This window comes from Streptomyces mesophilus (assembly GCF_040300965.1).
Lineage (GTDB): Bacteria > Actinomycetota > Actinomycetes > Streptomycetales > Streptomycetaceae > Streptomyces > Streptomyces mesophilus_A.
Window position 1 is genome coordinate 20,075 of sequence record NZ_JBEPEW010000018.1, and the last position, 24,526, is coordinate 44,600.

The following is a 24,526-nucleotide window of genomic DNA, read 5'->3' on the forward strand; positions in this document are numbered from 1 at the left end:
AAGAGGGGAGTCGAGTTCCATCGCACCGAACTACCCCAAAGGTGACGAGAATTCGGCTGCACGTGCAGCTGCAGATGCACTTGCCGGAGGCAGTGACCGAGAACGGACGAGCAATTTCCGGTTCGACTCGACCCGCCACCTGCCGATCAGTAGCCTCGCCTCGAACACCGGCTCGGTCACAGACCCGAGATGTCGAACAGGGAGAATCTGATGGAGCGACCCGCCTGGGCCCCGCGGGGCATCGATATCTCGGTGCCGAGCGTTTCGCGTATCTATGACTACTACCTGGGTGGTTCGCACAACTTCGAGTCGGATCGTGAAGCGGCCCGCAAGGCCATGGAGTTCATGCCGGGTCTGCCCAAGATCATGCAGGCGAATCGTGCCTTCATGAGACGCGCGGTCGGTTACGCGGTCGAGCGGGGCATCACCCAGTTTCTCGATATCGGCTCCGGCATCCCCACGTTCGGCAACGTCCACGAGGTGGCCCAGGAGCTGCACCCGGGTGCCCGGGTCGCGTACGTCGACCATGACCCGGTGGCCGTCGCGCACAGCGAGGCCGTGCTCGACGGCAACCCCGACGCCGTGGTGCTCGCCGCCGATCTGAGAAAGCCGCAGGAGATCCTGGGCAGCCCTCAGCTGTCCGGGCTGCTCGACCTGGACCGCCCCGTGGCGCTGCTGCTGGTGGCGGTTCTGCATTTCGTCGAGGACTCCGACGACCCGTACGCGGCGGTCGCCGCCCTGCGCGACGCTCTCGCGCCCGGCAGCCTGCTGATCCTCACGCACGCCTCGTTCGACGGGATTCCGCTCACGCAGGAGCGGGCCGGCGGCACGGTCGGGGTCTACAAGGACATCCGCAACCCGCTGATCATGCGCTCGCGTGACGAGATCGGCCGCTTCTTCGAGGGGTACGAGATGGTCGAACCCGGCCTCGTCTCCATGCCGCTGTGGCGTCCCGAGGCACCGCCGGAGCAGGAGGACCCGTTTGCCTTCTCGGGATACGCGGGTGTGGGGCTGCTGACGTGAACGCGGCCGAGGATCGTGACGAGGCGGCCGGGGCGGACGGCCCCGACTCGCGGCTGCGCCGGTTCGTCACGATATGGAGCCGGGCCGTCTTCCCGGTGACGGCGACGTCGCGTACGCGGGTCGAGTTCGAGGGGCAACTGCTCCCGCTGGCCCGGCAGTTGCGGGACGCGCTGACCGCCCGCGCCTTCGACGCGGCGGCCGGGCGGCAGGTGGGTGCCGCGCTGATCGAGGCGCACTGCACCGACCCCGAGGCGCTCACCCGGACCCTGGACGTCGTCGACGCCTATCTGGTCCTGTACTGCGGCACCTCGGACGAGACGGAGCGCGAGGCGCAGCGGGCCCGCTCGGCGCGCCTTCAGCATGCGATGGCCGGCGGTTTCGCCGGAGCCCTGCGCGAGCGCACCCTCGGCGAGCAGGAGGCGATCTCCCGTGCCGCGCTGACGGCACGCCAGGCGGTGGCGGAGGCGCTGCACAGCAGTGAGGCCCGCTTCCGTGCCGTGTTCGAAGGCGCGGCGGTGGGGATCGGGATCGCGGATCTGGACGGCACCATCCTCCAGGTCAACGACACCCTGAAGACGATGTTCGGCGCCGGCGGCATGGATGTGTCGCTGCGCGGCCGCAAGGTCTCCGACTGGACCCATCCCGATGACGCCCCTCAAGTCTGGCGTCTGTACGAGGAGTTGGTGCAGGGCCGGCGTGAGCACTACCGCGTGGAGAAGCCGTACTACCGCGCGGACGGCACGGTCCTGTGGACCAACCTCACTGTCTCCCTGCTGAGGGACGCGGAGGGCCGTCCGCAGTACCAACTGGCCCTCATGGAGGACACCACCGAGCGCCGGCTGCTCAATCTGCGGCTGCGCTACGAGGCGACACACGACGCCCTGACCGGTCTGCCCAACCGCACGCTGTTCTTCGAGCGCCTGGAGAAGGCACTCGCCGCGGGCGAGGGCCGCCGCTTCGGGCTCTGCTACCTCGACCTTGACGGCTTCAAGGCCATCAACGACAGCATGGGGCACGCGGCCGGCGACCGGCTCCTCGTCGAGATCGCGGACCGGCTGCAGTCCTGTGCGACCCGGCCGGGGGAGATGGTGGCCCGGCTCGGCGGCGACGAGTTCGTGGCCCTGACCACGGGGCCCGACACCGAGCGCGAGGTCGACGAGCTGGCCTCGCGGATCCTCAGCATGCTGGCGATCCCGGTCCGTATCGAAGGGCGCGAGCTCACCGTGCGCGGCTCGATCGGCATCGTCGAGGGACCGGCGGGGGAGCGCAGCCCGGCGGAGGTGCTGCGCAGCGCCGACATCACGATGTACCGGGCGAAGTCGGCCGGCGGCAACCGCTACGAACTCGCCGACCCGGAGGCCGACGCGCGCACCATCACGCGCTACGGCCTGACCACCGCCCTGCCCGCGGCCCTCGCCCGCGAGGAGTTCTTCATCGAGTACCAGCCGCTGGTGAACCTGGCGGACGGGAGCGTACGCGGAGCCGAGGCGCTGGTGCGCTGGCTGCACCCGCAGCACGGGGTGCTGAGCCCGGACCGTTTCATCCCGCTCGCCGAGCACACGGGGCTGATCGTGCCGCTCGGGCGCTGGGTGCTTGACCAGGCGGTGCGCCAGGCGCGCGAGTGGCAGGAACGGCACGCGGACGCCGGGCCGCTGCGGATCAACGTCAATCTCTCCCCGCACCAACTCCACTATCCGGGCCTGGTGGCCGACACCGTGGAGATCCTGGAGCGGTCCGGGCTCGCCCCCGGCTCGCTCTGCCTCGAGGTCACGGAGTCGGCGCTGATCGGCGCGGACGACGATCTGCTCAAACCGCTGCGCCGCCTCGCCGAGATGGGCGTGGACATCGCCCTGGACGACTTCGGTACGGGCTACTCGAACCTGGCCAATCTGCGGCGTCTGCCGGTGAGCATCCTGAAGCTGGACCGCTCGTTCACGCAGGGCATGCAGCGTTTCCCGGTCGATCCGGTGGATCTGCGGATCGTCGAGGGCATCGTGGGCCTCGCCCACAGCCTGGACCTGTCGGTGACCGTGGAGGGCGTGGAGACGGGGGCGCAGGCGGAGCAACTGCGGATGCTGGGCTGCGATACGGCTCAGGGCTGGTACTACGCGCGGCCCGGACCGCCCGACCAGCTGCATGAGCTGGCTCTGGTGGACGCGGTGGGGTGAACGGGACGGGTCGCGTGGTCGAGGCGGGTCGCGCGCCGGGGACCTAGCATCGGCGGCATGATCGCCACGCCTCGTACGCCGTCACCGCAAGCCGTGCTGATCACGGGAACCGTCGGCGCCGGCAAGACCTCGGTCGCCGATGCGGTCGGGGACCTGCTGGCCGGGGCCGGGGTCGCGCACGGTGTCGTCGACCTCGACCGGCTGTGCCAGGTGTGGCCCGCGCCGGCCGGTGACCCCTTCAACTCCCGGGTGCTGCTGCGGAATGTGCGGGCGGTGGCCGGCACCTATCTGGAGGCCGGGGCGCAGCGCCTCGTGCTGGCCGGAGTCGCCGAGAGCCGGGATGAGGTGCACGGCCTTGCCGCAGCGGTCGGCGTACCGCTCACGGTCTGCCGGCTCGAAGTCCGACTCGCCGTCGTACGCGAACGGTTGCGCGCCCGGCACGCCGACGACCCCGACGGCCTGCGATGGCACCTCGACCGCTCCGGCGAGCTGGCCGGGATCCTGGACGCGGCCCATGTGGCCGACTGCTCCGTCGACGCCACACGGCGGCCGGTGACCGAGGTGGCGGAGGCGGTGCTGCGGGCGGTGGGGTGGGACGGGCCGGTGGCGCCGTCGGCGTGATGTCCGCCGGGTGCTCCGTGGTGATGCGCGTGGGACACCTCGGTGCGACGCGCGTCCGACGCCCTCGGCGTACTGCCGTCGGGCACCGCCATCGGGACGCCCGTGACAGCGCGAAGTGACGCCCGTCCGGCCACCTCGGTGTGACGCCGGTCGATGTCACAGCTCGGGGGACTGCCTCGTCGCAAGGGAAAGACACCCCCTGCGCACCCCGAGGAGCCCGCCATGAACGTGGCCTACGCCGTCTTCGCCATCGTCACGATCGCGTACAACCTCTTCTCCGCCGGCGCCGACTTCGCGCGCTGGGAACGGATCGCCGAGGGGATGGACCGGGTGGGCGTTCCGCGCCGGATCCTGCCCTGGCTCGGTCTGCCCAAGGCCGCGGCCGTCGTCGGCCTGATCGTGGGGTTCTGGGTCCCGGCCATCGGGATCGCCGCCGCGGTGGGACTCGTCCTCTTCTACGCGCTTGCGATCGCCACCCACGTACGGGCCAAGGACTACTCGTTCGGGCTGCAGTACCCGTTCCTCGTGCTCGCGGCGACGACGCTGGCCCTGGGCGTGGCGGTCGCCTGACGGTGCGGGTGGCGGCCCGGGACCGGCCGCCACCGTCCCGTACCGCTCAGCTCAGATGTCCCGTCAGCATCCGCTGCAACTCCCGTGCCGCCCGCGGCGGAGCCACATCGCTGCGGTGGGCCAGAGCCACCGTCCGGTGCAGACCCGGTCGGGTCAGCGGGGTGACCCGCAGTCCCAGGCCCGCCCGCATGGCGACCATCCGCGGCACCACGGCCACCCCGAGGCCCGCCCGTACAAACCCGAGCACCGCGTCCATCTCGCCGCCCTCCACCGCGAAGTCCGGCTCGAACCCCGCCGCACGGCAGGCCGCGACGGTGAGCTCCCGCAGGTCGTAGCCGTGCCGGAACATCACGAGCGGCTCGTCCTGCAGATCCGCGATCCGCACCGAGCGCCCCGCACGCCCGGGAGCGGGCGCGTCGGGGGCGGAGACCACCACCAGGTCCTCGCGCAGCAGCTCCACGGTCGTCAGGGCGGGGGAGGGCGACGGGAGGGGCAGGACGACCAGGGCCAAGTCGAGCGCTCCACGGGCGAGTTCACGGACGAGGTCGTGCGAGCCGCCCTCCTCGACCAGCAGCTGGACCCCCGGATACTCGTCGCGGAAGGCGCGCAGAATGTCCGGCAGCAGACCCGTGCAGAGGCTGGGCGTCGCACCGAGCCGGACCCGCCCGCGCCGCAGCTGCGCCAGCTCCTGGACCTCCAGGCGGGCGGTGTCCGCGTCGGCGAGGATCCGGCGCGCGAGCGGCAGCAGTGCCTCGCCCGCGTCGGTGAGCGCGATATTGCCGCGTGCCCGGCTGAACAGCTCGGCGCCCAGCTCCCGCTCCAGCGCCTTGATCTGCTGGGAGAGCGAGGGCTGGGCGACATGCAGACTCTCCGCCGCCCGCGTGAAGTGATGTGTCTCCGCGACCGCGACGAAGTACTGGAGCTGTTGGAACTGCATACCCGCCAGCGTACGCGCTCGATAGGCGTCAGCTATCGAAATGAGCTGGATCATGTCTTGGACCGATGAGGTCCTTGGCCCCTACCGTCATCTCCATGGCTCTGGCAACGCGGCCCGTCAAAGGCACCGCCCCGGGTAAACGACCGTCCCCGGCACGCTCCCTGTGGGACTCGACGATCGGCAAGAAGACCGTGATGGCCGTGAGCGGCCTGATCATGCTCGGCTATCTCGTCGCGCACATGATCGGCAATCTCAAGGTCTTCTTCGGTCCCGACGAGATGAACGCCTACGCACGGTTCCTGCGCACCATGGGTGAGCCGGTGCTGCACCACGAGTGGGCGCTGTGGCTCGTCCGTATCGTGCTGGTCGCCGCGGTCGTCGCGCACGCCGTGTCCGCGTACCAGCTGAGCCGGCGCGACATCAAGGCGCGCCCGCAGAAGTACGTGCACAAGAGGAAGCGCGCGAGTTACGCGACCCGCACCATGCGCTGGGGCGGGATCATCCTCGCCCTGTTCATCGTGTGGCACATTCTCGACCTGACCACGGGCACCGTGCACCCGGGCGAGTTCGAGCACCTGCACCCGTACCAGAACCTCATCGACACCTTCTCGACCTGGTACGGCAACGTCATCTACATCGTCGCCGTGAGCGCGGTCGGCCTGCACGTACGGCACGGCTTCTGGAGCGCCGCGCAGACCCTCGGCGTGGGCAACGCCCGCCGTGAACGCCTGCTCAAGCTGATCGCCAACACCCTTGCCCTCGTGCTGACGCTGGGCTTCGTCTCGGTCCCCGTCGCCGTCATGACCGGAGTGGTGAGCTGACATGAACAACTTTGCCGAGTACGTGACCGGCGATCCGGTCGTCGACACCAAGGCGCCCGAGGGACCGGTGGCCGAGCGCTGGGACAAGCGCCGCTTCGAGGCCAAGCTGGTCAACCCGGCCAACCGCCGCAAGCACACCGTGATCGTCGTCGGCACCGGCCTCGCCGGCGGCTCGGCGGGCGCGACGCTCGCCGAACAGGGCTACCACGTCGTCCAGTTCTGCTTCCAGGACTCCCCGCGCCGCGCCCACTCGATCGCCGCCCAGGGCGGTATCAACGCGGCGAAGAACTACCGCAACGACGGCGACTCGATCCACCGGCTCTTCTACGACACCGTCAAGGGCGGTGACTTCCGCGCCCGCGAGTCCAACGTGCACCGTCTCGCGCAGATCTCCGTCGAGATCATCGACCAGTGCGTGGCGCAGGGCGTGCCCTTCGCCCGCGAGTACGGCGGCCTGCTCGACACCCGCTCCTTCGGCGGCGTCCAGGTCTCCCGCACCTTCTACGCCCGCGGCCAGACGGGCCAGCAGCTGCTGCTCGGCGCCTACCAGGCGCTGTCGCGCCAAATCGCCGCGGGGAACGTGGAGTTGCACGCCCGTACGGAGATGCTGGACCTGATCGTCGTGGACGGGCGGGCCCGCGGCATCGTGGCCCGCGACCTGATCACCGGCAGGATCGACACATATTTCGCGGATGCGGTGGTCCTCGCGAGCGGCGGTTACGGCAACGTCTTCTACCTGTCGACGAACGCCATGAACTCCAACGCGACGGCGATCTGGCGGGCCCACCGCCGTGGCGCGTACTTCGCCAACCCCTGTTTCACGCAGATCCACCCGACCTGCATCCCGCGCACCGGCGAGCACCAGTCGAAGCTGACGCTGATGAGCGAGTCGCTGCGCAACGACGGCCGGATCTGGGTGCCCAAGGCACAGGGCGACACCCGCCCCGCCAACGAGATCCCCGAGGACGAGCGCGACTACTACCTGGAGCGCATCTACCCGTCCTTCGGCAACCTGGTGCCGCGCGACATCGCCTCGCGCGCCGCGAAGAACGTATGCGACGAGGGCAGGGGAGTGGGCCCCGGCGGCCAGGGCGTGTACCTGGACTTCGCCGACGCGATCAAGCGGATGGGCCGCGCCAAGGTCGAGGAGAAGTACGGCAACCTCTTCGACATGTACGAGCGGATCACCGCGGAGAACCCGTACGAGGTGCCGATGCGGATCTATCCCGCCGTGCACTACACGATGGGCGGCCTGTGGGTGGACTACGACCTGGCGACCACGGTCCCGGGCCTGTTCGCGATCGGCGAGGCCAACTTCTCCGACCACGGCGCGAACCGCCTCGGCGCCTCCGCGCTGATGCAGGGCCTGGCCGACGGCTACTTCGTGCTGCCGTCCACGATCAACGACTACCTGGCGCGCACCTCGTTCAGCGAGCCGGTGGGACCTGAACACCCGGTGGTCCAGGAGGTCATGGCCGAGACCGAGGACCGCCTCAACCTCCTCCTGTCGGTCGACGGCGACCGCACCCCGGACTCCTTCCACCGTGAACTCGGCGAGCTGATGTGGGAGTTCTGCGGCATGGCCCGCACCGAGACGGGGCTGCGCAAGGCCTTGGAGCGCATCCCGCAGATCCGTGAGGAGTTCTGGCGGCGGATCAAGGTCCCGGGCGCGGGCGAGGAGTTCAACCAGTCCCTGGAGAAGGCCAACCGCATCGTCGACTACCTCGAACTCGCCGAGCTGATGTGCCTCGACGCACTGCACCGCGCCGAGTCCTGCGGCGGCCACTTCCGTGAGGAGTCGCAGACATCGGACGGCGAGGCCGAGCGCAAGGACGAGGAGTTCTCGTACGCGGCGGCCTGGGAGTTCACCGACACGGGCGCTTCCCCCGTACTCCACAAGGAAGAACTGCACTTCGAGTACGTCCACCCCACTCAGCGGAGCTACGCATGAAGCTCACCCTGCGCGTCTGGCGGCAGAAGAACGCCGGCGCCGACGGCGCGATGTCCACCTACGAAGTGGACGGAATCTCCCAGGACATGTCGTTCCTGGAGATGCTCGACACGCTCAACGAGGAGCTCATCCTCAAGGGCGAGGACCCCGTCGCCTTCGACCACGACTGCCGCGAGGGGATCTGCGGCGCCTGCTCGCTGGTGATCAACGGCGATGCGCACGGACCCGAGCGCACCACCACCTGCCAGCTGCACATGCGGTCGTTCAGCGACGGCGACACCATCGACATCGAGCCTTGGCGGGCCTCCGCGTTCCCCGTGGTCAAGGACCTGGTCGTGGACCGCTCGGCCTTCGACCGGATCATCCAGGCCGGCGGCTACATCACCGCACCGACCGGCGCCGCGCCCGAGGCGCACGCCACCCCCGTACCGAAGCCGGACGCGGACTTCGCGTTCGAGCACGCCGAGTGCATCGGCTGCGGCGCCTGTGTCGCGGCCTGCCCCAACGGATCGGCGATGCTGTTCACTTCGGCCAAGGTCAACCACCTCAACGTGCTGCCGCAGGGCTCTCCCGAGCGCGAGACCCGGGTGCTCGACATGGTCGGGCAGATGGACGAGGAGGGCTTCGGCGGCTGCACGCTCACCGGGGAGTGCGCTACGGCCTGCCCGAAGGGGATCCCGCTGCCGTCGATCGCCGCCATGAACAAGGAGTGGCTGCGGGCGAACCGCAAGGCCGCCAAGCGCTGAGCCGGTTCAGTCCCCGACAGCCCGCAAGGTCCCCGGCCGGAGCCCGTTGAGCCGGTCGAGGGCCGTGGAGGTGGTCTCGTCGGCGGGCAGGTGGACGATCATGCGCTGGCCGTCGCCCTCGGGGAGTTCCAGTACCTCGTACGAGAGCCGCAGCTCGCCCGCCTCCGGGTGGACCCACGTCGTGGTGCCGCTGCGGCGGGCGACACGGGCCGGTGCGGAGATGCGGTCGGTGAAGGGGGCACCGACGGTGATCGTCAGCTCCCGCGCGAGCTCCGCCGTCTCCGGATCGCCCTTGGAGATGCCGAAGCGCAGCGTCTCCACCTGCTCGTCGGCGGCCCGCTCCCAGTCGGGGAAGCCGGTCCTGGCGCGGGGGTCGGTCAGGACGTAGCGGGGCATGCTGGGTGTTTCGTTGTCGAGGATGCCGAGCGGTCGCGCCAGGCGCGCGTAACCCACGGTGTACGCGGCGATCTCACCGAGCCAGTTGAGCACGACGGCCGGTGTGGGCTCCATCCGGTCGAGCAACGCCCTTACCGTCGGCCGGACTTCGCGCTGCGGCCGTGGCGCGACCGCGCACAGGAAGTGGCCCTCCTCCGCCTTCAGGAGATTGCGCAGATGCAGCCGCTCCTCCAGTGGCATCCGCAGCGCGTCGCAGAGCGCCCCGAGCACCTGCGGTGACGGATGGCGGTCCCGGCCCTGCTCCAGGCGGGCCAGATACTCCACGCTGATGTCCGCGAGCATCGCCAGCTCGGAGCGGCGCAGCCCGGGCGTGCGGCGGCGCGAGCCTTCGGGCAGCCCGACCTCGGCCGGGGTGACGGCCTCGCGGCGGGCACGCAGGAAGGCGCCGAGTGCGTTGTCGGTCATCCGTCGATCGTACGAGGGGTGGGGCTCCGGAGGGTGGCCCTGTCACTACCCGCCTGCGCCGCAGGGTGGCCCTGCCACTACCAGCCTGGGCTCGGCCTCCCTGTGTCCCTTGCGGACCGGCACGGTGGGGCCATGACTTCAGAGACCACTGCCACCACTGCCCTTCCGCTCACGGCCGGCCGCTGGGCCTTCGACCCGTTCCACTCCGCGGTCGGCTTCACCATCCGCCACCTCGGCATCTCCAAGGTGCGCGGCCGCTTCGACAAGCTCGACGCCTCCCTGGTCGTCGGCGAGACCCTCGCCGACTCCTCCGTCACCGCGACGGTGGAGCTCGCCTCCGTCAACACGGGCAACGCGGACCGTGACGCGCACGTCCGCGCCTCGGATCTCCTCGATGTGGCCAGCCGCCCCACCATGAGCTTCCGCTCGACGCGGCTCGCGGGCGCCGGAGAGGACTGGACGATGGAGGGCGAGCTGACCATCGGCGACGTCACCCGGCCCGTCACCTTCGCCGTGGAGTTCGGCGGGGTCGTGGACGTGCCGATGGACGGCAGCAAGCACGCCGGGTTCGAGGCGACGGGAGAGATCCGGCGCAGCGAGTACGGGCTGACCTTCGCGCCGGGGCTGCTCGGCGAGGTCGTGAAGATTCACCTCGACGTGCAGTTCATCGCCCCCAAGTAGAGCCTGGGGAGGGCGGGTCGGGACCGGAGGGGACGCCGGTCCCGGCCCGCCCGCGTCGTTGTCGGTGGCCGTCGCTACGCTGCGCGGCATGATCTTTTATCACAAGGGGCGGGGGCGGCTGCTCGAAGCCGTATCGGACTTCGAGGCCGCCGTGCGCGGGCAGGATGCCGGCGGTGCGGAGCGGGCGTTCGGCGCCCTGCACGAGCACTTCGGGGGAGCCGGGGAACAGGAAGTCCGGGTGGCGGGCGCCCGCCTGGCCGCCCTGCTCATGGACGTTCCGCCAGGGCCGCGCGGCACGGTGGCCGTGATCGTGGGCGCCTGTGTGGAGCGCGGCGCCGATACCGGGCCGTGCGCGCCCGCCGTCTTCGAGGGGCTCCTCGACGCCGTGCGCGGGGCGGGCGAGTTCTGCGAGCGGTGGGCGGCGACCGGGGGCGGCGAGCTGCCCGACCCGGAGAGCTCCGACGTGGACGACGCCTTGCTCGAACGGGTCGGCCCGCAGGCCGCCATGGCCTGGTGGACGCTGCGGCAGTGGGAGATGGCCTCGGTGGCCATGCTCAACCACTCGGGCGTGCGCACCTCGCTCGACCCGGCCCTGCGCGGCGAGGTGCTCACCTTGCTGCGCCCTGTCGAGAAGGCCTCCGGACACGACTTCAAGTGCCTCACGTACGCACTGACGGTCCTCGACGAGGAACCGCTCGTCGCCTTGGACCGTGCGAGCGGCAGGGGCTATGCGCTGCGCATGAGCGGTATCGGCGACAACTTCCAGCTGCACACGCTGCTCGCCCATGTCCTCGCGGGCGGCGGACATGTGGACGCGTACGTCCCCTCGGCGCAGGAGGCGGCCGTGTGCCGGGACGCGCCCGGACAGGTGCCGACCACCGGCTCCTTCAACCTGGTCGCCGCGGACGGCAGTTGGATCTGGAACGAGGGCGCGCCGGTCGACATACCCGTCGTCGACGGCGCGCGTCTGGTGGTGCTCGATCCGCCGCCGTATCAGCGCGGGTGGCCGGCCGGGCGGTTCTTCCCCGGCATGAAGGGCGATCTGGTCCTGGACCGTGTCCTCACCGGCGAGGAGACGGCCCGCTGGTTCGCCCGGTTGGCGCCGGCGAAGTCGCCCGGAGCTGCGGTCTGACGTCCCCTCGCCGCGGAACGGGGAATCAACTTCCCAGCCGGGCCGCCAGATACGGGGCGGTCCGGCTTCCCGCCGTCCTCGCCACCTCGGCCGGCGGCCCGGCCGCCACGATCCGCCCGCCGTCCGCGCCGCCGCCGGGCCCCAGGTCGATCACCCAGTCCGCACCCGCGACCACATCCATGTCGTGCTCGACCACGACCACGGTGTGCCCGGCCTCAACGAGCCCGTGCAACTGCCGCATCAGCACCTCCACATCGGCCGGGTGCAGTCCGGTCGTCGGCTCGTCCAGGAGGTACAGGGTGTGGCCGCGCCGCGTGCGCTGCAGCTCCGTCGCCAGCTTGATCCGCTGGGCCTCACCGCCGGACAGCTCCGTCGCGGGCTGTCCGAGGCGCAGATGCCCGAGACCCACATCGAGCAGAGTCCGCAGCGACCGTTCGGCGGCGGGGATCTCCGCGAGGAACTCGGCTGCCGCCTCCACGGACAGGTCGAGCACCTCGGCGATGGAACGGCCGCGGTAGGTCACCTGCAGCGTCTCGGGGTTGTAGCGGGCGCCCTGGCAGTCCGGGCAGGGTGAGTACGTACTGGGCAGGAACAGCAGCTCCACCGAGACGAAGCCCTCGCCCTGGCAGGTCTCGCACCGTCCGCCCGGCACATTGAAGGAGAAGCGTCCCGCCTTGTAGCCGCGCGCCCGCGCCTCGTCCGAGTCCGCGAAGACCTTCCGTACGACATCGAAGAGCCCGGTGTACGTGGCCAGGTTGGAACGCGGGGTCCGGCCGATGGGCCGCTGGTCGACCTGTACGACACGGTCCACCGCGCCGTCGATCCGCCCGGGGCCCGGCTCGCCCTCGAGGAGCGGTGCGAGGGCGCCGCCGACCAGGGTGGACTTGCCGGAACCGGAGACCCCGGTGACGGCGGTGAACACCCCGAGCGGGAACTCGGCGTCGACACCGCGCAGATTGTGCCGCTCGACGCCGGTGAGCTTCAACCAGCCCTTGGGGGTACGGAGTTCACGTACCGGAGCGCCTTCGCGGGCGAACAGACAGCGCGCCGTCGCCGACTCGGCGACCCTTTCCAGATCCGCGACCGGTCCGCTGTGCAGCACCCGTCCACCGTGCTCGCCCGCGCCGGGGCCCACGTCGACCAGCCAGTCCGCCTCGCGTACGACATCGAGGTGGTGCTCGACGACGAACACCGAGTTCCCCGCGGCCTTCAGGCGGCGCAGCACCGTGAGCAGCGCCTCGGTGTCCGCGGGGTGCAGCCCCGCCGACGGTTCGTCGAGGACGTAGACGACACCGAACAGGCCCGAGCGCAACTGCGTCGCCAGACGCAGGCGTTGGAGTTCACCGGCGGACAGGGTGGGGGTGGACCGGTCCAGGCTGAGATAGCCGAGGCCGAGTTCGGTGACCACTGCGATCCGGGCCAGCAGGTCCGCGGTGAGCACCTCGACGGTCTCGCCGCCGTGGGCCCCGGCCAGCAGGGTGGCCAGCCGGTCGAGAGGGAGCGCCGCAAGGTCGGCGATCGTGCGGCCGGCGAAGGTCACGGCGAGCGCTTCGGGCCGCAGCCGGCTTCCGCCGCAGCTCTCGCAAGGGGTGCTCTCGAGGAAGCGTTCGGCCTTGGTGCGCAGGGTCTGGCTCTTCGACTCGGCGAAGGTCTTCATCACATAGCGCCGGGCGCTCATGTACGTGCCCTGGTAAGGGCGTTGGATGCGCTCGGCCTCCCGCACCGGATGCACCGTGACGACCGGCTGCTCGTCCGTGAACAGGATCCAGTCGCGGTCCTCCTGCTTCAGTTCCCGCCACGGCCGGTCCACGTCATGGCCGAGCGCGTCCAGGATGTCGCGCAGGTTCTTGCCCTGCCACGCACCCGGCCACGCGGCGATCGCGCCCTCGCGGATCGACAGCGCGGGATCGGGGACGAGCAGCGCCTCGGTGGTGCGGTGGACGCGGCCCAGGCCGTGACACGCGGGGCAGGCGCCGGCGGCGGTGTTCGGCGAGAAGGCGTCGGAGTCGAGCCGTTCGGCGCCCGGCGGGTAGGCGCCCGCGCGCGAGAAGAGCATGCGCAGCGAGTTGGACAGGGTGGTGACGGTGCCCACGCTGGAGCGAGAGGTGGGCGTCGTACGGCGCTGCTGGAGGGAGACCGCCGGGGGCAGGCCGGTGATCTCGCCGACCTTCGGGGCGCCGATCTGGTGGATCAGTCGGCGGGCGTACGGGGCGACCGACTCGAAGTAGCGGCGCTGGGCCTCGGCGTACACGGTGCCGAACGCGAGGGAGGACTTTCCCGAACCGGATACGCCGGTGAAGACGACCAGCCGATCGCGGGGGATGTCGACGTCGACGGCTCGGAGGTTGTGTTCACGGGCGCCGCGGATACGGATGTGGGGGGCCTGCATGCGGGGTGCTCCTGGGGTGGGCTGGCCCTATTGTCCCAGGTCGGGAGGGTGTGGGCGTGCGGTCATGTCGGGAGGGTGTGGGCGTGCGGTCATGTCGGGAGGGTGTGGCCTTGCGGTCATATGCGGGCCGGCGGGTGGGGGCCGGAGATACGCCCCAGCCGGACGAACGAGTCCAGGAGCTCGGCCCTGTCGTACGTCGACGTCGTCACCAGCACCTCGTCCGCGCCCGAAGCCGTGATCACATCCGCCAGCGCCGCCGACACCTCGGGCTCCGTGCCGTACAGCTTCCCCTGCAGCCCCGATTCGAACAGCTCGCGCTCCTTGGCGGTCATGTCCCGCGCGAGGGTCTCCTCGACCGGCTCCAGCGCCGGGAAGATGCCACGGGTACGCGAGTACGCCATCGACCACGCCTCCGGGATCAGCAACCGCCGCGCGGCCTCCGTGGTCTCTGCGACCGCCACCTCGCCCGCGATCACCACATACGGCTCGTCCGCCCACACCGACGGCTTGAATCCGTCCCGGTAGCGCCCGATCGCCTCCGCCATCCGCGAGCGCCCCCGCAGGTCCCCGATCACCAGCGGCAGCCCGGCGTCCGCCGCGATCTGTGCGCCCTCGCCCATGGCCAGGACGAACGGCGGGATCCGCCGGCCCTCCGCCGGATACGCGTGGACCTGGGGGTGGGCGGTCTGCGTACCCGTGAGATAGCCGAGCAGCACCTCCAGCTGCCCGGCGAAGTCCTCCGCGTCGTCCTTGTCGTGCCCCAGCGCCTTGCGCACCCCGCCCGTGAAGCCGACGCTGCGGCCGAGACCCATGTCGATCCGGCCGGGGAACAGCGCGTCCAGGACCCCGAACTGCTCGGCCACGACCAGGGGTTGATGATTCGGCAGCATGACGCCGCCCGTGCCCACCCGGATCGCGGAGGTCGCCGCCGCCACCGCCGCGGCGAGCACGGTCGGTGCCGAACCCGCGACACCGGGCACGCTGTGGTGTTCGGACACCCAGAAACGATGGAACGCGCCGAGCGCCTCCACGTCCTGCGCGAACCGCACCGTGTCCCGCAGCGACCGCGCGGGATCCTGGCCCGTGCGCGTACGGGAGCGGTCGAGCACGGAGAAACGGGTCCGTGCGAGAACTGAGGCTGCGTCGGCGGAAGTCACGTCCCGTACAACACCCGGGAGCGCTCAGGATTCCCTGGTTAGGGTGGGTGCCATGGACGCCGTTCGCCGCCCGGTCGCCGTGTTCGACCTGGACAACACCCTCGCCGACACCGCACACCGGCAGCGCTTCCTGGAGCGCAAGCCCCGCGACTGGACCGGATTCTTCGCCGCGGCGCCCCAGGACCCGCCCCTCGCGCGGGGCATCGAGCTGGTCCTGAAGAGCGCCGAGGAGTGCGAGATCCAGTACCTCACAGGCCGCCCGGAGCGCTGCCGCGCGGACACCGAGGAGTGGCTCGCCCGGCACGGACTGCCCGAGGGGCGGATGCACATGCGGCGCGACAGCGACCGCAGGCCGGCCCGCATCACCAAACTGGAGGTGCTGCGCAGGCTGGCCCGCGGCCGTGAGGTGCGGATGCTCGTGGACGACGACGAGCTCGTGTGCGACGCCGCGGAACGCGCCGGTTTCAGGGTCGTACGGGCCCGCTGGGCCGCTTCCTCGCAGGCACTGAAGGAAGCGCAGGAGACCGAGGGCCGCACGTAGGTCCGAGGGAACCCGCTACTCGCCGTCCTCCAGGCGGAAGCCGACCTTCAGACCCACCTGGAAGTGGGCGATCTCGCCGTTCTCGATATGGCCGCGCACCTGGGTCACCTCGAACCAGTCCAGAGCCCTGAGGGTCTGTCCGGCGCGCGCGATCCCGTTGCGGATGGCCTGGTCGACGCCCTCGGTCGAGGTGCCGACGATCTCCGTGACCCGGTACGTGTGGTCCGACATGGCGGTCGCACTCCTTTCGGGTGGTCACTCGGTCACTCCACGGTGCCGTATGCGGCCCGGCCGCGCGATACGGCGGACGCAGGCCGGGCCGCATACGGCACCGGCGCCGTGTCACGTGCTGAGAACGCGCCGTGTCACGTAGTGAGAATTCGAACGTCAGCCCCTTGACCGACGCATTGGTACACACCAAACTCCAGGGCCACACCCGTACAAGCGTCGAAGCCGCTTACCCCCACGTCGGGCCCTCCTCCATGTCCCTGCACTGAAGGTGAGCCGCGTGAAGCACCGCACCCTCGCTCTGCCCTTGTCCGTCCTGACACTGACCGCGCTCACGGGCTGCGGCAGCATGTCGCTCGGAGGGTCGCAGGAGCGCGAAACGGTCACGGTGTGGCTGATGCAGAACAGCGCCACGAAAGGTTTCCTGAAGAAGTTCGAGCAGGAGTACGAGGCCGAACACGGTGACGTGGACCTGGACATACGGATCCAGGAGTGGACGGGCATCGTCGACAAGGTCAACAAGGCCCTGGAGAGCGACGAGGCGAGCGCACCCGATGTGATCGAGGTCGGCAATACGCAGGTGGCGCAGTACGTCGACCAGGGCGGGGTGCTCGATCTGTCCCTGGAGTCGGCGCGTGACCTGGGGAGGGAGAACTGGCTGGAGGGTCTCGCCGAGCCCGGTTCCGTCGACGGGGCCCAGTTCGGCATCCCCTGGTACGCGGCGAACCGCGTCGTCCTCTACAACAAGGACCTGTTCGCCGCCGCGGGCATCAAGAAGCCGCCCCGGGACCGTGAGGAGTGGCTCAGGCAGACGGAGCAGCTCAACTCGGGCTCCCGGCAGGGGATCTACCTCGCCGGCCAGGACTGGTACACGCTCGCCGGGTTCATCTGGGAGGAGGGCGGCGAGCTCGCGGTGGACGAGGACGGCGTGTGGAGGGGAGCCCTGGACAGCCCCGAGGCGCTGGCCGGAATGGATTTCTACGCGCGTCTCCAGGCGCTCGGCCAGGGGCCGAAGGACGCGGACGAGCAGACGCCGCCGCAGACCGACGTATTCGCCAAGGGGCAGGTCGCGCAGATCGTCACCGTGCCGGGCGCGGCGAAGCTGATCGAGGAGGCCAACCCCGAACTCGCCGGGAAGATCGGCTATTTCCCCGTGCCCGGCAAGCAGGCGGGCCGGCCGGGCCGGGTGTTCACCGGCGGTTCCGACCTCGTCATCCCCGAGCGCACCGACCAGGAGTGGGCGGCGCTGAACGTGGTCAAGGCGCTGGCCGGCGAACGCTGGCAGAAGGAACTCGCCACGACGATGGACTATGTCCCCAACAAGACCACGCTCGCCTCGGTGGTGGACGGGAAGCCGGGCGTCGCCGCGATGGCCGCGGGTGCGGTCCGCGGCCGCGCGACCCCCAACTCCCCGCTCTGGGCGGCCGTGGAGGCCAACAATCCGATCAAGCGCTATATGACGGACGTCCTGACCGGCGCGGATCCGGCGCCGGCGGCGCGCAAGGCTTCCCGGCAGATCACGGAGATGCTGGACGCACGAGGGGAGTAGGGCGGGCGGATACGACGGGCGGATTCGACGGGCGGCGGAAGAAATCCGTTGCCCGGGCGACCGCCGCCCCAGCAGGATGCGGGGGAGGCAACACCGCACCACCACGGGGGATTTCCATCATGAGCGCACGCCTGCGCCAGCTCGCCAAGGCGACCGAGGCCATCGTCGAAGCGGGCAAGTACACCGCATCCGGCGGACGCACGGTCGATCTCGCGGCCCGGATCGCGGCCGCCCGCTCCGGTACGCGGCTGCACGGGCCCGGCCCGGTGGCATGCACGGTCGACGCCACCCACGCGACCGTCTTCGAAGTCACCCCGGAAGGCAGCACGCAGGCGGCCCGCCGACTCGTGGGTGAGGTCCGCGAGCCCGTGGCCGTCCTCAACTTCGCCTCCGCCCGCAATCCCGGCGGCGGCTTCCTCAACGGGGCCCAGGCCCAGGAGGAGGCGCTGTGCCGCGCCTCCGCCCTGTACACCTGTCTGCGCGAGGTCCCCGAGTTCTACGAGCACCACCGCGCCCACCGCGACGCCTTCTACACGGACCGGGTCATCCACGCGCCCGCCGTCCCGGTGTTCCGCGACGACAGCGGCCGGCTGCTCGAAGAGCCGTATGACGTCGGCTTTCTGACCTCACCCGCCCCCAACGCGGGAGTGATACGCCGCAGCCGGCCCGACGAGGCGGACCGCATCGGGCCGGTGCTCGCTGCTCGTGCCGAACGCGTCCTGGAGACGGCCGTCGCGCACGGCTACCGGCACCTGGTCCTCGGGGCCTGGGGCTGCGGTGTGTTCCAGAACGATCCGGCCCAAGTGGCCGGTGCCTTCCACGCGTTGCTCACGGGCGAAGGGCGCTTCGCCGGGCACTTCAGTCGTGTGGTGTTCGGCGTGCTCGACCGCCAGGGCGCGACCCGCGCGGCCTTCGAGCACGCCTTCCCGGCTGCGTAGGCGTCAGCTCCACCCGTACCGCTCGCGCAGTTTCAGCGTCACCAGGTTGAACCGCCCCCGGTCAAGCGCACACGCCTCGCGGCGCATGCCGCGTTCGTGGATGCGCAGGACCCGGTCCAGATCCACCCAGGAGTCACGGCCCGAGCTGTCCCAGGGCCCGCTGCCGAGTGCGACCCACTCGCGGTCGTGGTCGTGCCGCTTGCTGGACAGCTGGATGCCGAGCAAGGTGCCGGCCGCCTCCCGGGCCACGATCAGGACCGGACGGTCCTTGCCGCGGCCGTCGTTCTCCTCGTAGGGCACCCAGGTCCACACGATCTCCCCGGGATCGGGGTCGCCGTCGTGCGCGGGCGCGTACTCCATGTGGACGGCACCCACCTCGTGCGGCTCGGCCTCGGCCGTCGCATGCGGTCCGCCGCGGCCCGGTACCAAGGCCTGCCCGGCCGCCTGCTGCTCCGTCATCCCTGCTCCACCCTCCATACGCTCCGGTGGGGTCACGTTAGGGCCTGTCCGGAGCAGCCCGCAGCGCGGGGACCCGGCAGGAACCGCAGGCTCGCCCCATGTCAGTCCGTAGCGTCATCGTCGCCGCAGCCCTCGCCCTCACCGTCGCCGCCGCACCCCACCCGGACGTCGCCGACCCGTCCGGCGCCGACCAGGAGGCGGCGCCGGCGCCGCGCACCGTCTCCGGCTGGCTGCCGTACTGGGACCAGGAGTCCGCGTACCGCACCGCCCTGCGCCACCGGGACCAGCTGCACACCGTCAGCCCGTTCTGGTACGAGGCGAAGGACGACGGCCGGGTCGCACCCCACATGGGCGCGGGCGACAAACGGGTGATCGACGGACTGCACAAGGCCGGGATCAAGGTGGTGCCCACGGTGCACGAACGCCTCGGCCCCGGCCGGCTCGCCGCCCTCGTCACCGACCCGAAGCGCCGCGCCCGTCATATCGAGGCGCTGATGACGACCGTGCGCAGCCGTGCGTACGACGGGCTCGACATCGACTACGAGACCCACGCGCCCAGCCCGGACGACGCCTACACACAAGTGCGCGCCGGATACGCCGAGTTCATCACGGTCCTGTGCCGGCGGCTGCATGCCGAGCGCAAGCAGTGCATCACCACGGTCTCCCCGCAGGCCCGTGGAAACGGCCGGATCTGGGACTACCGGCGGCTCGGTGCCGCGAGCGACCGGCTGCGGATCATGGCGTACAACCTGCACTGGGCCGGCGGGAAACCCGGGCCGCTCTCCTCGCCCGACTGGTACGAGGACATCCTGAAGCACGCCACACGCCTCGTGCCCCGGGCGAAGATCGAGATGGCCCTGCCCGCGTTCGGCTGGGACTGGGCGGCCACCGGCAAGCGGACCCGCGCCCGCGCCGTCACCTGGCAGTCCGCGGAGGAGTTGCGGCGCAGGAAGGGCGCCCGCTATCACCTGGACCCGGAGTCGAAGACTCCGCACTTCTCGTACACGGAAGGCAAGCAGCGCCGCGTCGTCTGGTACCAGGACGCGCGCGGCACCGCGGCGCATCTGCCGGTGCTGCGCAAGTACGGGGTGCGCCATACGGCGCTGTGGGCGCTGAACTTCGAGGACCCCGCACTGTGGCGGACGCTGGCCCGGGGGTGAGCCCGGGCCAGGCTGTGCCGGTCATTGGCCCCGGGGGTGAGCCCGGGCCAACGGCCGTGCGGGCGGGGTCAGTCCGCCTTCTTCGCCTCCTCGTCCAGGGCGACCGGTTCCGCCGCGGGCTGCTGGGCCGGCACGCTCCCGTTGACGAGGCCGCCGGGACGGCCGTCCCCGTTCACCTGCCCGTTCCCGTTCATCGCGGACATCAGCTGCCGGGCGAGGCCGAGCCCGGTGCCGCCCATGGTGAGCGCCTTCGCGAGCAGGTCGCTCATCCCGTCCGCCCCGTTGAGCACCACCATGTTGTCCACCGAGTCGAAGGCACCCGCACCCGCCCGGACGATCTCCGGCCAGTTCTCGGCGAGTTGCTGGGCGATCACCGCCTCCTGGTTCGTGGCGAGCGCGTCCGCACGCGCCTTGATCGCGTCGGCCTCGGCCAGACCCCTGGCCCGTACGGCCGCGGCCGCCGCGAGACCGCGTGCCTCGGCCGCGGCGGCGTCCGCCTGACCGGTCACACGGGTCGCCGAGGCGTCGGCGGCACTGGCGAGTTCGGTCTCCTTGGCCTGTGCCTCGGCGGCCGAGACCCGGGCGTCGCGCTCGGCCTCGGCGATCGTGCGGGTCTCATAGGCCCTGGCGTCCGCGGGTTTGCGGACGTCCGCCTGGAGCTGCTGCTCCCTGCGCCGTGCCTCCAGCTCGGCGACCCGCGTCTCCTGCACCACGACCTCCTGCCGTGAGGCCGCCTCGGCGAGCGGACCCGCCTGCGCCGACTCGGCGCTCGCCCGGTCCCGTTCGGCCTTGTAGCCGGCCTGCAGGATCTCGCTGTCCCGGGTGGCCTCCGCCATCCGCGCCTGCGCCTGCTGCTCGGCCTCGGTGGCCCGCCGGTTGGCCTCCGCCTGCGCGATCCGCGCGTCCCGCTGGACGGCCGCCGCATGCGGCATCGCGAGGTTCTGGATGTAGCCCGTCGGGTCCTCGATCTCATGGATCTGCAGCGAGTCCACGATCAGACCCAGCTTCTCCATCTCCGTCCCGCACGCGGCCCTGGTCTGCCCCGTCAGCTTGTCCCGGTCGCGGATCATGTCCTCCACCGTCAACCCGCCCACGATGGACCGCAGATGGCCCGCGAACACGTTGTGCACGCGTTCCGCCATCAGCCGCTGCTGGTCGAGGAAACGCCGGGCCGCGTTGGCGATCGACACGAAGTCGTCACCCACCTTGAAGATCACCACGCCGCGGACCTTCAGCGGAATGCCCTGGTGGGTGACGCAGTCCACGGACAGTTCGGTCTCGTTCAGATCGAGCGAGAGCCGTCGTACGGCCTGCACGCCCGGCATGACGAGCGTGCCCCGCCCGGTGACGATCCGGAACCCCATGCCTTCGCCGAGACCCTCGGTACGGTGCTTCGAACCGGAGATGACCAGTGCCTCATTGGGTTCGGCGACCCGCCACATGGCCTTGAACAGACCCACGACGACGATCAGACCGCCGATCGCGAGCCCCACGATGATGCCGACAGCCATCGGCAACCCCCCTTGTCCACGGCGCCGTTCGACGCCGTGTGGGGAGTGTCCTGCCGGTCGAGGCAGGGGTGAAGGCACCCAGGTCTTCTTGTTGCGATCCTGACGAGAGGCCACGCCGGCCCGTCAAGTGCCGTATGCCGCCTGGACATAGACGGTCCGCGGTGGCTGGTACTCGACGACCATCACCACCGTCCCGGTGTCAATCCGGTCCTTCGCCGAGGCGGGATACGCGAGGAAGTGCTCGGCGCCGCCACGGATCCGCACGATCACCTCGCCGACGAGTCCGGGCCCGACCGTGCCGGTCACCCGTCCCGTCAGGCCCACCATCGACACATCGTCCACGCGTTCACTGTACGTCTCAACTGGGCCTTTCCGGAGGGGCGTTCACGCGCCCGCCGCTCCGCCGGTGTTCACGGGCCCGCCCCGCGCCCGGTGGTCAGGCGGTGGTCCCTTCGCCGGGCCACTGCTCGTACCACTTCAGCTCGTGCTCCAGTTGCGCCGCCAGTGAGATCAGCAGCGGTTCGCTGTTCGCCGGTCCGAGCAGCTGCGCCCCGAGCGGCAGACCGTCGGAGCCGAAGCCGGCGGGCACGTTCACCCCCGGCCAGCCGAGGACGTTCCAGGTCCATGCGTACGGGCAGGCCGCGATCATCGCCTGGTCGGTGCGGGGCCCGTTCATCCGCGCGATGGTGTCGATCCTCGGCGGTCCGGTGGCGGTCGTCGGCGCCAGGATCACGTCGTACGTCGAGAAGAGCGCGCCCACCCGCCGGTGCAGCCGGGCCTCCGCCTTGCGCGCGGCCCGCAGCGGCGCCCCGCTCAGCAGCCGCCCGAGCCGGGCCGCCTCGAGAGTGCGCGGATCCAGCAGGGACGGATCCGGCACCCGCTCCACCCACTCGGCGATCCCCGCGGTGCCGCGCGGCACGAAGGTGAGACCGATCCGCCCGTACGAGGGATCCGCGGCCTCGACCGTGTGGCCCAGCCCCGCCAGCCGCTCGGCGAGCGCGGTCACGGCCTTCCGTACGTCCGGGTGCAGCCGCTTGGGTGTGCCCGTGAACGGCATCTTCAGGGACAGCGCGATCCGCAGCCGCCCGGGCTCACGCCCGGCCGCAGCGGCGGCCCGTATCGCGGGCGGCTTGTGCAGGTCGCCCTCGTGGCTGCCGCTCGCGCAGTCGAGCAGCAGCGCCGCGTCCGCGACGGTGCGGGCCAGGGTGCCGTTGACGGTGATGCCCTGGAAGGCCTCGGCGTCCGGCCAGGAGGAGATCCGGCCGCGCTGCGGCTTGATCCCGACGAGATGCGTCCACGCGGCCGGAATCCGCACCGATCCCGCACCGTCCGAGCCGAGCGCGGCCGGCACCAGACCCGCGGCGACGGCGGCCGCGGAACCACCCGACGAACCGCCCGGCGTGCGCCCGGTGTCCCACGGATTGCGGGTGTTGCCGAACGCCGGTCCCTCGGTGAACGGCCACTGACCGAGCTCGCAGGTGTTGGCCTTGCCCACGATCACGGCCCCGGCCGCCCGCAACCGCCGTACCGCCTCCGCGTCCCGCTCCTTGGCGGGAAAGTCACCCCGGCACCCGAACGCGGTCGGCTCCCCGGCCACGTCCATGTCGTCCTTCACCGCGACCGGCACCCCGAGCAACGGCAGCCGCTCACCGTCCGCGAGACGCCGGTCGGCGTCGTGCGCCTCGGCGAGTGCGGCCTCGGCCCGTACCCGGCGGAACGCGTTGAGCGAGGACTGGGTGGCCTCGATCCGGGCGAGACTCTCCTCGACGAGCGTGACGGAAGAGGCCTCGCCGTCGGCCAGCGCCCGTGCGGTCTCGGCCAGGCCTGCGCTGCGGGCGGGTGTCATGGGCCACCTCGGGATCGGCTGCGGGTACGGCGGCACGTTACCGGCTGGTAAGGGTGTGCGGTAAGGGGTGCCGCAAAGCCGTCTGGAAGGATGCGGCACGTCATGGTGCAGATTCCGAAGCAGGCGGGACAGCCGCCCATCGAGAGCGGGGAAGCGCAGGGGCCACGGCCGGTACCGACCAGCGCCGATGTGGCCCGGCTCGCCGGTGTGTCACGTGCGACGGTCTCGTACGTCCTGAACAACACCTCCTCCGTACGCATCAGCGAACCCACCCGCCATCGCGTCCGCGCCGCGGCCGAAGAGCTCGGCTATGTGCCGCACGCCGCCGCGCGCAGTCTGCGCGCCGGGCACTCGCGCATGGTCCTGATGCCCGCGTCGCACGTCCCGGTCGGGCCGCTGTTCAGCCACTTCCAGTACGAGCTGCACTGGGCGCTGCGCCGGCTCGACTACACCGTCGTCCAGTACGGCAGCGTCGGCATGGGCGGCGACGAGGCCGCCCGGGCCTGGGCGGAACTGCGGCCGGTGGCCGTGTTCGTGCCGGGCACGCTGGAGCCGGGGCAGGTCGAGGTCCTCAAGCGGGCCGGCGCCAAGGCCGTGGTCACGCTGGGGCCCGAGCGGGTCGAGGGTGCGCATGCGCTGCTCATGGACCATCGCGAGGTCGGGCACTGCGCGGGTGCGCATCTGGTGGAGCGCGGCCGGCGCCGTATCGGCGTCGTGGTGCCCGAGGAGACCGGGCTGCAGGTGTTCTCCGAACCGCGCCTCGCGGGTGTGCGGGCGGCGGCCGAACCGGCCGGCGCGGAGGTCGTACCGCTGCCGCTCGCCTACACGGAGGAGTCGGCGGCCGAACTGGCCGCGCGCTGGCGGGAGTCGGGCCTGGACGCGGTGTTCGCGTACAACGACGAGTACGCGATGCTCCTGATGCGCGCCTTGCAGGACGCGGGCATCGCCGTACCCGAGGAGACCTCCGTGATCGGCGCGGACGATCTGCTGCTCGGCAAGCTCATCCGCCCGCGGCTCAGCACCGTCCGTCTGGAGATGCCCTCCGGTCAGCTGCTCGCCGAACTGGTCGACCGCGTCGTGCGCGCTCCGGGCGCCGAACCCGAGGTACACGATCTGCTGGCCGCTTCGATGGTGGTGCGGGAGTCGAGCTGAGCGCGCCCGCGCCGCGGCGTGCGGCGGGAGTGGGGCCGAGCGCGCACGGGTGCCGCGCGACCGGATGGTTCCGGTGCCTCGATAT

Annotated in this window: 23 protein-coding genes; 14 read left to right on the top strand and 9 right to left on the bottom strand. The window is 71.2% G+C overall.

Annotated features, from left to right (window positions below):
* The first annotated feature begins 210 nt into the window (after nt 1–210).
* The 4 genes from ABT367_RS09525 (at nt 211) to ABT367_RS09540 (ending at nt 4,382) form a co-directional block, all read left to right on the top strand.
* Complete coding sequence (locus tag ABT367_RS09525; RefSeq protein ID WP_352251280.1) at nt 211–1,023, top strand: SAM-dependent methyltransferase; 813 nt, start codon at nt 211–213, stop codon at nt 1,021–1,023.
* Complete coding sequence (locus ABT367_RS09530) at nt 1,020–3,191, top strand: putative bifunctional diguanylate cyclase/phosphodiesterase (protein WP_352251282.1); 2,172 nt, start codon at nt 1,020–1,022, stop codon at nt 3,189–3,191. The genes ABT367_RS09525 and ABT367_RS09530 overlap by 4 nt, the downstream gene beginning before the upstream one ends.
* A 57-nt stretch (nt 3,192–3,248) precedes the next feature.
* On the top strand, nt 3,249–3,812 hold the full coding sequence (locus tag ABT367_RS09535; protein ID WP_352251284.1) for a hypothetical protein: 564 nt from the start codon (nt 3,249–3,251) through the stop codon (nt 3,810–3,812).
* 222 nt (nt 3,813–4,034) lie between these two features.
* Entirely contained in the window at nt 4,035–4,382 is a 348-nt protein-coding gene (locus ABT367_RS09540; protein ID WP_352251286.1) for a DoxX family protein, read from the top strand.
* Nucleotides 4,383–4,428: 46 nt separating this feature from the next.
* On the opposite strand, the gene ABT367_RS09545 is transcribed toward ABT367_RS09540, so the two are convergent.
* Nucleotides 4,429–5,319 carry a LysR family transcriptional regulator gene (locus ABT367_RS09545; protein ID WP_352251288.1) on the bottom strand — a complete coding sequence of 297 codons (891 nt, stop codon included), beginning with the start codon at nt 5,317–5,319 and terminating at the stop codon, nt 4,429–4,431.
* Between the two features lie 95 nt (nt 5,320–5,414).
* On the opposite strand from ABT367_RS09545, the gene ABT367_RS09550 reads away from it, so the two are divergent.
* The 3 genes from ABT367_RS09550 to ABT367_RS09560 are packed head-to-tail and all read left to right on the top strand — an operon-like array spanning nt 5,415 to nt 8,837.
* Nucleotides 5,415–6,140, top strand: a complete 726-nt coding sequence (locus ABT367_RS09550) for a succinate dehydrogenase (RefSeq protein ID WP_352251290.1) — start codon at nt 5,415–5,417, stop codon at nt 6,138–6,140.
* Nucleotide 6,141: 1 nt separating this feature from the next.
* Entirely contained in the window at nt 6,142–8,091 is a 1,950-nt protein-coding gene (locus ABT367_RS09555) for a fumarate reductase/succinate dehydrogenase flavoprotein subunit (protein ID WP_352251292.1), read from the top strand.
* Entirely contained in the window at nt 8,088–8,837 is a 750-nt protein-coding gene (locus ABT367_RS09560) for a succinate dehydrogenase/fumarate reductase iron-sulfur subunit (RefSeq protein WP_352251294.1), read from the top strand. The genes ABT367_RS09555 and ABT367_RS09560 overlap by 4 nt, the downstream gene beginning before the upstream one ends.
* A 6-nt stretch (nt 8,838–8,843) precedes the next feature.
* On the opposite strand, the gene ABT367_RS09565 is transcribed toward ABT367_RS09560, so the two are convergent.
* The gene (locus ABT367_RS09565) at nt 8,844–9,698 is read right to left on the bottom strand and encodes a helix-turn-helix transcriptional regulator (protein ID WP_352251296.1); all 855 of its coding nucleotides are present in this window, start codon (nt 9,696–9,698) and stop codon (nt 8,844–8,846) included.
* Between the two features lie 132 nt (nt 9,699–9,830).
* On the opposite strand from ABT367_RS09565, the gene ABT367_RS09570 reads away from it, so the two are divergent.
* Both ABT367_RS09570 and ABT367_RS09575 read left to right on the top strand, forming a co-directional pair.
* Nucleotides 9,831–10,379, top strand: coding sequence for a YceI family protein (locus tag ABT367_RS09570; RefSeq protein ID WP_352251298.1), 549 nt, complete (start codon nt 9,831–9,833; stop codon nt 10,377–10,379).
* 88 nt (nt 10,380–10,467) lie between these two features.
* Nucleotides 10,468–11,511, top strand: a complete 1,044-nt coding sequence (locus ABT367_RS09575; RefSeq protein ID WP_352251300.1) for a hypothetical protein — start codon at nt 10,468–10,470, stop codon at nt 11,509–11,511.
* Nucleotides 11,512–11,536: 25 nt separating this feature from the next.
* Here ABT367_RS09575 and uvrA read toward each other — a convergent pair whose 3' ends face one another.
* Entirely contained in the window at nt 11,537–13,900 is a 2,364-nt protein-coding gene (gene uvrA / locus ABT367_RS09580) for an excinuclease ABC subunit UvrA (RefSeq protein WP_352251302.1), read from the bottom strand.
* 116 nt (nt 13,901–14,016) lie between these two features.
* Nucleotides 14,017–15,057, bottom strand: coding sequence for an MsnO8 family LLM class oxidoreductase (locus ABT367_RS09585; RefSeq protein ID WP_352251304.1), 1,041 nt, complete (start codon nt 15,055–15,057; stop codon nt 14,017–14,019).
* Between the two features lie 52 nt (nt 15,058–15,109).
* Here ABT367_RS09585 and ABT367_RS09590 point away from each other — a divergent pair, with 52 nt between their 5' ends.
* The gene (locus ABT367_RS09590; RefSeq protein ID WP_352251306.1) at nt 15,110–15,598 is read left to right on the top strand and encodes an LNS2 domain-containing protein; all 489 of its coding nucleotides are present in this window, start codon (nt 15,110–15,112) and stop codon (nt 15,596–15,598) included.
* A 15-nt stretch (nt 15,599–15,613) separates the two neighbouring features.
* Here ABT367_RS09590 and ABT367_RS09595 read toward each other — a convergent pair whose 3' ends face one another.
* A complete protein-coding gene (locus ABT367_RS09595) occupies nt 15,614–15,829 on the bottom strand; it encodes a dodecin (protein ID WP_352251308.1) in 216 nt (71 codons plus the stop codon).
* A gap of 277 nt (nt 15,830–16,106) precedes the next feature.
* Here ABT367_RS09595 and ABT367_RS09600 point away from each other — a divergent pair, with 277 nt between their 5' ends.
* Together ABT367_RS09600 and ABT367_RS09605 are read left to right on the top strand one after the other, a co-directional pair.
* Entirely contained in the window at nt 16,107–17,375 is a 1,269-nt protein-coding gene (locus ABT367_RS09600; RefSeq protein ID WP_352251310.1) for an extracellular solute-binding protein, read from the top strand.
* Between the two features lie 119 nt (nt 17,376–17,494).
* Nucleotides 17,495–18,313, top strand: a complete 819-nt coding sequence (locus ABT367_RS09605) for a TIGR02452 family protein (RefSeq protein ID WP_352251312.1) — start codon at nt 17,495–17,497, stop codon at nt 18,311–18,313.
* A gap of 3 nt (nt 18,314–18,316) precedes the next feature.
* On the opposite strand, the gene ABT367_RS09610 is transcribed toward ABT367_RS09605, so the two are convergent.
* Complete coding sequence (locus ABT367_RS09610; RefSeq protein WP_352251314.1) at nt 18,317–18,772, bottom strand: type II toxin-antitoxin system PemK/MazF family toxin; 456 nt, start codon at nt 18,770–18,772, stop codon at nt 18,317–18,319.
* Nucleotides 18,773–18,870: 98 nt separating this feature from the next.
* Here ABT367_RS09610 and ABT367_RS09615 point away from each other — a divergent pair, with 98 nt between their 5' ends.
* Nucleotides 18,871–19,932 carry a glycosyl hydrolase family 18 protein gene (locus ABT367_RS09615; protein ID WP_352251316.1) on the top strand — a complete coding sequence of 354 codons (1,062 nt, stop codon included), beginning with the start codon at nt 18,871–18,873 and terminating at the stop codon, nt 19,930–19,932.
* A 68-nt stretch (nt 19,933–20,000) separates the two neighbouring features.
* Here the strand turns inward: ABT367_RS09615 and ABT367_RS09620 are convergent, their stop codons facing one another.
* The 3 genes from ABT367_RS09620 to ABT367_RS09630 all read right to left on the bottom strand — a co-directional run bounded on the left by ABT367_RS09620 (nt 20,001) and on the right by ABT367_RS09630 (nt 23,289).
* Complete coding sequence (locus ABT367_RS09620; RefSeq protein ID WP_352251318.1) at nt 20,001–21,443, bottom strand: flotillin family protein; 1,443 nt, start codon at nt 21,441–21,443, stop codon at nt 20,001–20,003.
* Nucleotides 21,444–21,566: 123 nt separating this feature from the next.
* Complete coding sequence (locus ABT367_RS09625) at nt 21,567–21,770, bottom strand: hypothetical protein (protein ID WP_199551131.1); 204 nt, start codon at nt 21,768–21,770, stop codon at nt 21,567–21,569.
* Nucleotides 21,771–21,879: 109 nt separating this feature from the next.
* The gene (locus tag ABT367_RS09630; RefSeq protein ID WP_352251320.1) at nt 21,880–23,289 is read right to left on the bottom strand and encodes an amidase; all 1,410 of its coding nucleotides are present in this window, start codon (nt 23,287–23,289) and stop codon (nt 21,880–21,882) included.
* A 102-nt stretch (nt 23,290–23,391) separates the two neighbouring features.
* On the opposite strand from ABT367_RS09630, the gene ABT367_RS09635 reads away from it, so the two are divergent.
* Nucleotides 23,392–24,441 (top strand): LacI family DNA-binding transcriptional regulator, encoded by a 1,050-nt coding sequence (locus ABT367_RS09635; protein ID WP_352251322.1) that lies wholly within the window; start codon nt 23,392–23,394, stop codon nt 24,439–24,441.
* Nucleotides 24,442–24,526: the final 85 nt, after the last annotated feature.

Bases quoted from the DNA above. Each gene is read 5' to 3' on its own strand.
- ABT367_RS09595 (WP_352251308.1), bottom strand. From the start codon at position 15,829: ATGTCGGACCACACGTACCGGGTCACGGAGATCGTCGGCACCTCGACC.
- ABT367_RS09535 (WP_352251284.1), top strand. From the start codon at position 3,249: ATGATCGCCACGCCTCGTACGCCGTCACCGCAAGCCGTGCTGATCACG.
- ABT367_RS09550 (WP_352251290.1), top strand. From the start codon at position 5,415: ATGGCTCTGGCAACGCGGCCCGTCAAAGGCACCGCCCCGGGTAAACGA.
- ABT367_RS09615 (WP_352251316.1), top strand. From the start codon at position 18,871: ATGTCAGTCCGTAGCGTCATCGTCGCCGCAGCCCTCGCCCTCACCGTC.
- ABT367_RS09575 (WP_352251300.1), top strand. From the start codon at position 10,468: ATGATCTTTTATCACAAGGGGCGGGGGCGGCTGCTCGAAGCCGTATCG.
- ABT367_RS09545 (WP_352251288.1), bottom strand. From the start codon at position 5,319: ATGCAGTTCCAACAGCTCCAGTACTTCGTCGCGGTCGCGGAGACACAT.
- ABT367_RS09630 (WP_352251320.1), bottom strand. From the start codon at position 23,289: ATGACACCCGCCCGCAGCGCAGGCCTGGCCGAGACCGCACGGGCGCTG.
- ABT367_RS09605 (WP_352251312.1), top strand. From the start codon at position 17,495: ATGAGCGCACGCCTGCGCCAGCTCGCCAAGGCGACCGAGGCCATCGTC.
- ABT367_RS09540 (WP_352251286.1), top strand. From the start codon at position 4,035: ATGAACGTGGCCTACGCCGTCTTCGCCATCGTCACGATCGCGTACAAC.
- ABT367_RS09555 (WP_352251292.1), top strand. From the start codon at position 6,142: ATGAACAACTTTGCCGAGTACGTGACCGGCGATCCGGTCGTCGACACC.
- ABT367_RS09570 (WP_352251298.1), top strand. From the start codon at position 9,831: ATGACTTCAGAGACCACTGCCACCACTGCCCTTCCGCTCACGGCCGGC.
- uvrA (WP_352251302.1), bottom strand. From the start codon at position 13,900: ATGCAGGCCCCCCACATCCGTATCCGCGGCGCCCGTGAACACAACCTC.
- ABT367_RS09590 (WP_352251306.1), top strand. From the start codon at position 15,110: ATGGACGCCGTTCGCCGCCCGGTCGCCGTGTTCGACCTGGACAACACC.
- ABT367_RS09610 (WP_352251314.1), bottom strand. From the start codon at position 18,772: ATGACGGAGCAGCAGGCGGCCGGGCAGGCCTTGGTACCGGGCCGCGGC.
- ABT367_RS09565 (WP_352251296.1), bottom strand. From the start codon at position 9,698: ATGACCGACAACGCACTCGGCGCCTTCCTGCGTGCCCGCCGCGAGGCC.
- ABT367_RS09525 (WP_352251280.1), top strand. From the start codon at position 211: ATGGAGCGACCCGCCTGGGCCCCGCGGGGCATCGATATCTCGGTGCCG.
- ABT367_RS09635 (WP_352251322.1), top strand. From the start codon at position 23,392: ATGGTGCAGATTCCGAAGCAGGCGGGACAGCCGCCCATCGAGAGCGGG.
- ABT367_RS09625 (WP_199551131.1), bottom strand. From the start codon at position 21,770: ATGGTGGGCCTGACGGGACGGGTGACCGGCACGGTCGGGCCCGGACTC.
- ABT367_RS09560 (WP_352251294.1), top strand. From the start codon at position 8,088: ATGAAGCTCACCCTGCGCGTCTGGCGGCAGAAGAACGCCGGCGCCGAC.
- ABT367_RS09620 (WP_352251318.1), bottom strand. From the start codon at position 21,443: ATGGCTGTCGGCATCATCGTGGGGCTCGCGATCGGCGGTCTGATCGTC.